Annotated in this window: 1 protein-coding gene and 2 rRNA genes; all 3 read left to right on the top strand. The window is 35.5% G+C overall.

Annotated features, from left to right (window positions below; translation table 11 throughout):
* Positions 1-7 precede the first annotated feature (7 nt).
* A 5S ribosomal RNA gene (gene rrf, locus FHY47_RS18720) occupies positions 8-124 on the top strand.
* Positions 125-1,859: 1,735 nt separating this feature from the next.
* Positions 1,860-2,210 carry a hypothetical protein gene (locus FHY47_RS18725; RefSeq protein WP_148631375.1) on the top strand — a complete coding sequence of 117 codons (351 nt, stop codon included), beginning with the start codon at positions 1,860-1,862 and terminating at the stop codon, positions 2,208-2,210.
* A gap of 1,123 nt (positions 2,211-3,333) precedes the next feature.
* A 16S ribosomal RNA gene (locus FHY47_RS18730) occupies positions 3,334-3,419 on the top strand; the annotation flags it as partial.

Raw genomic sequence — 3,419 nt, forward strand, 5'->3', positions numbered from 1 at the left:
CAAATAGTCCGGTAATGATGGCGAAGAGGCCACACCCGTTCCCATTCCGAACACGGAAGTTAAGCTCTTCAGCGCCGATGGTAGTTGGGACGCGAGTCCCTGTGAGAGTAGGACGTTGCCGGGCAATTTAAGAAACCAGTTCAGTTGATGAGCTGGTTTTTTTGTGCGGTTTTTTAGGGACCAAGAGAGATCATTTATACTTGTTTGGGCTTGATGAGATCGGGAAGGATTTTTCGTCAAGGGTACTACCTTAAAGACGTGTGGAAGCTATAGAAAAGCTGCGCTATTCAACACCTATGGGACATCTTTGCCTGATCTATGGATAAAAGGTGTCTGAAAGGTAGGTGAAGTGTGGAGGAAAGCAGCTATGCCCTACCTATGCCCTACCTATGCCTGACCTATGCCGGGTTAAAGGTGCTTCATAGGTAGGTGAAGTATGGAGGAAAGCCGTAAGAAAACATGTATAACACACCTATTAGTGAACATACGAGATAATAATAAAATTGGAAAACATATATTAAGGACTCAACCTGGGATTTCAGCTGGGAGACTCCTAAACCTTTTTAATCAAAATCTATAGGGAAGAAGGTCAGGAAAACGTAAGAGAATTGGTTCTTCACTTCTTCTTAATCACAAGCTCATGGATATATACTTACTGAATGTATCCAAGTTAACTAATCGATTGATTAAAAGAAATCCTTGCTAAAATCTCACCGTTATACTCACTCTATTGCTTGAACACAACATAATTGATTCATCTTTACATAGAGAAAGGTTAATGAAATATTGCATATTATAGTGAAAGAAATATATGAACTAAACATCTTTAGAGCATGTCACGAGTTTTAAATATTTCTTTGTAAGAAGAGGAACAGTTTCCTCTTTCATCAGGAGAATTAGTTGCCGTTTATTTTGGTGATGATTTTTATTAACTATGCAAAGAGATTAAGGATAAGGTTCGTATAATTCAATGAATATGGGCTCTTAATTGGCGATTCCTCATTTAAAGGCTATTTGCATAGGGTGGTGCTCCTAAATAAAAAAATAAGCATCCATATTCAAAATCAAGATAGTTCTTTAACTAAACCTTAATACAGAATTATCACTTGTATGAGGAAAAAAGATTGGCTTACAATAACACAAAGGATATATTTGGAAGGTTGGCTGTATTGAGAGTGGCCAAGAGGAGTCTTAAACTTTTAACTAATCAATGGCCTTTTGGAATAACGCTAATAGCACTTTGCATATTTGCATTCTTTAGATTTTTTATAGCAGACTTAGAAATGAAACATGGGTGTATTGTATTACCTTATTCCTTTTTCGCTTGTATCACTGAGTATAGCTGTAGTTGGGCTGCCGCTAGAAAGGAAAAATGATAAGAAAGTGATCATTAGATCTGTCTTTTCAATAGTCATGTCTCTTTTATTAATTTTACTATTATGTTTTATCTACATAGCTCCAATATTCTTCCCTTTCGGAATACCACCGTTATTTTAGCGAACCCATCAATGTTAGGTTCGCTTTTTTATTGATTCAATACACTTCACCATTGCAAAAACTAAGTGATTAGCTTTTTTAAAAGCAGCTAACGGGGCACAGGTTAGTGGATGAAGGAAGTCACTTATACAGTGTTGTATTTAGTATGTTATATAAACAAAAGGGGGTAGTAGGTTAATTAATTATCTATACTATGATAAAAGGAAAGGTACAATCAGAGCTCTCATGCCTTTAAATATAGAGGATCATCTGTAAATAAGGAGGGATGAAATGAAAAAACCACTGTATTTTCTAATCTTCTTGTTGCTCTCTGGGTGCGCACAAAGCGATGAACAACTACCATTAACGGAAAATGCGAGAATTTGCAAAGGATTCTAGAGGATAAAGGATATGATGAGCTGTCCTATGAAGGAGAGAGGACTAGGACGTATACGATAAGTGACTTAACGAAACTTCCCGCTAAACAGGACTGGGCTGTCCAATCCATCGAACCCGAGCCCTATTTGAATAAAGAGTTTCATTTAGTCCGTTTTTTCGTTAAAGGTCATCCATTAGATAATGAGTTCCAGGAGGGGAAAATAAGTGTAACGGTCATGATGTGGAACCGAGAAGTGATTGGAGGAACCTCGTTCCCCTATTCCAAACACAATGATATGCTCGGAGGATCCTATTCACTGGACGGGAAAACCAGTGAAGAAATTCAAAGTAAATAGCATATGACATAAGGTTTAATACTGGATATTAAAAACGAAGTATAACTTTACCAGTCATGAACTAATTAATCAGGGGATCTAAAAGAAAGACCGGAGCTGAATATGTTGAATGTTGGGTTGATTAAAAAAGAAGATGTTCTATACTCTTATAAGTTTATCGGCTGGATTGCTGGGTTTTAGTGAAGGTACGAAAGCTTTCTGGAAAGATTGCATCATTATAAAGAAGAGAATCAATCGATCCATCAGTAATAAAAGATTGTCTTATTCTATAGAAGAAAAAGAAAGTATCAGTAAGTAACGTTTTATATAGTAATTAGAGTAATATCAACATTCCTATATATACTTTGTCTCATGCAAGTATATTGTCACACTGAAAGAAGGTATACCATCTAATATAAAATAACAAGTTTCCGAGAAGATGCTTACCAGGTTGTTTAAGGAAATCCACTATTTTTTTTATGGTTCTGTGTTGGCCATCTCTTTATACATATATAAATAAGACAAGCTAACTGTGTGATTAACGGAGTTATGTAAAAAAACCGATCTTTTTTTCTGCATTATAGAAATATCAATTTTGCGTTTAATTAGCTTCGTTTCTTCTTGATATGGTAAATCGTAAAGTGAGCATAAATATCTCATGCATGCTAACCGCCTCCTGTAGAAGTAGTTTTGAACAAGCTGAGAGTTTCGACGTGAACTGAAATACAGATAGAATCGCTAAATATAGAGGAGATCCGAAGAGATAGAAAAATACATATAAATTCCAGTTTTATATTACTCGAAATAGTGGTATTATAATTAAGTCGCTATGAGATAGAAGGCGGATAAATCCTTGAATGCAAACTTATAAAAAATAATTTATAAAAAGGGTTGCATTCATAAAAAATATAAGTTATTATATAAAAGTTGCTTCTGCAACGCGAAACATTTTGAGAGATTGTTAGTGAATAATATCAAAAAGAAAATGCTTGACAAAAGCTAACTGAATTGATATGATATAAGAGTCGCTAACACGACAGATTGTTCTTTGAAAACTAAACAAAACGAAACGCCAAGCAAGTCTAAAAACAAGAGATTTTTAAAATCTCGTCAATTTGCTTTAAAATTTAGCTAGATCAAACATCTTTCGGAGAGTTTGATCCTGGCTCAGGACGAACGCTGGCGGCGTGCCTAATACATGCAAGTCGAGCGAATCTAAGGGAGCTTGCT

Origin of the sequence: Bacillus sp. E214 (assembly GCF_008087365.1) — a bacterium.
GTDB lineage: Bacteria > Bacillota > Bacilli > Bacillales > Pradoshiaceae > Pradoshia.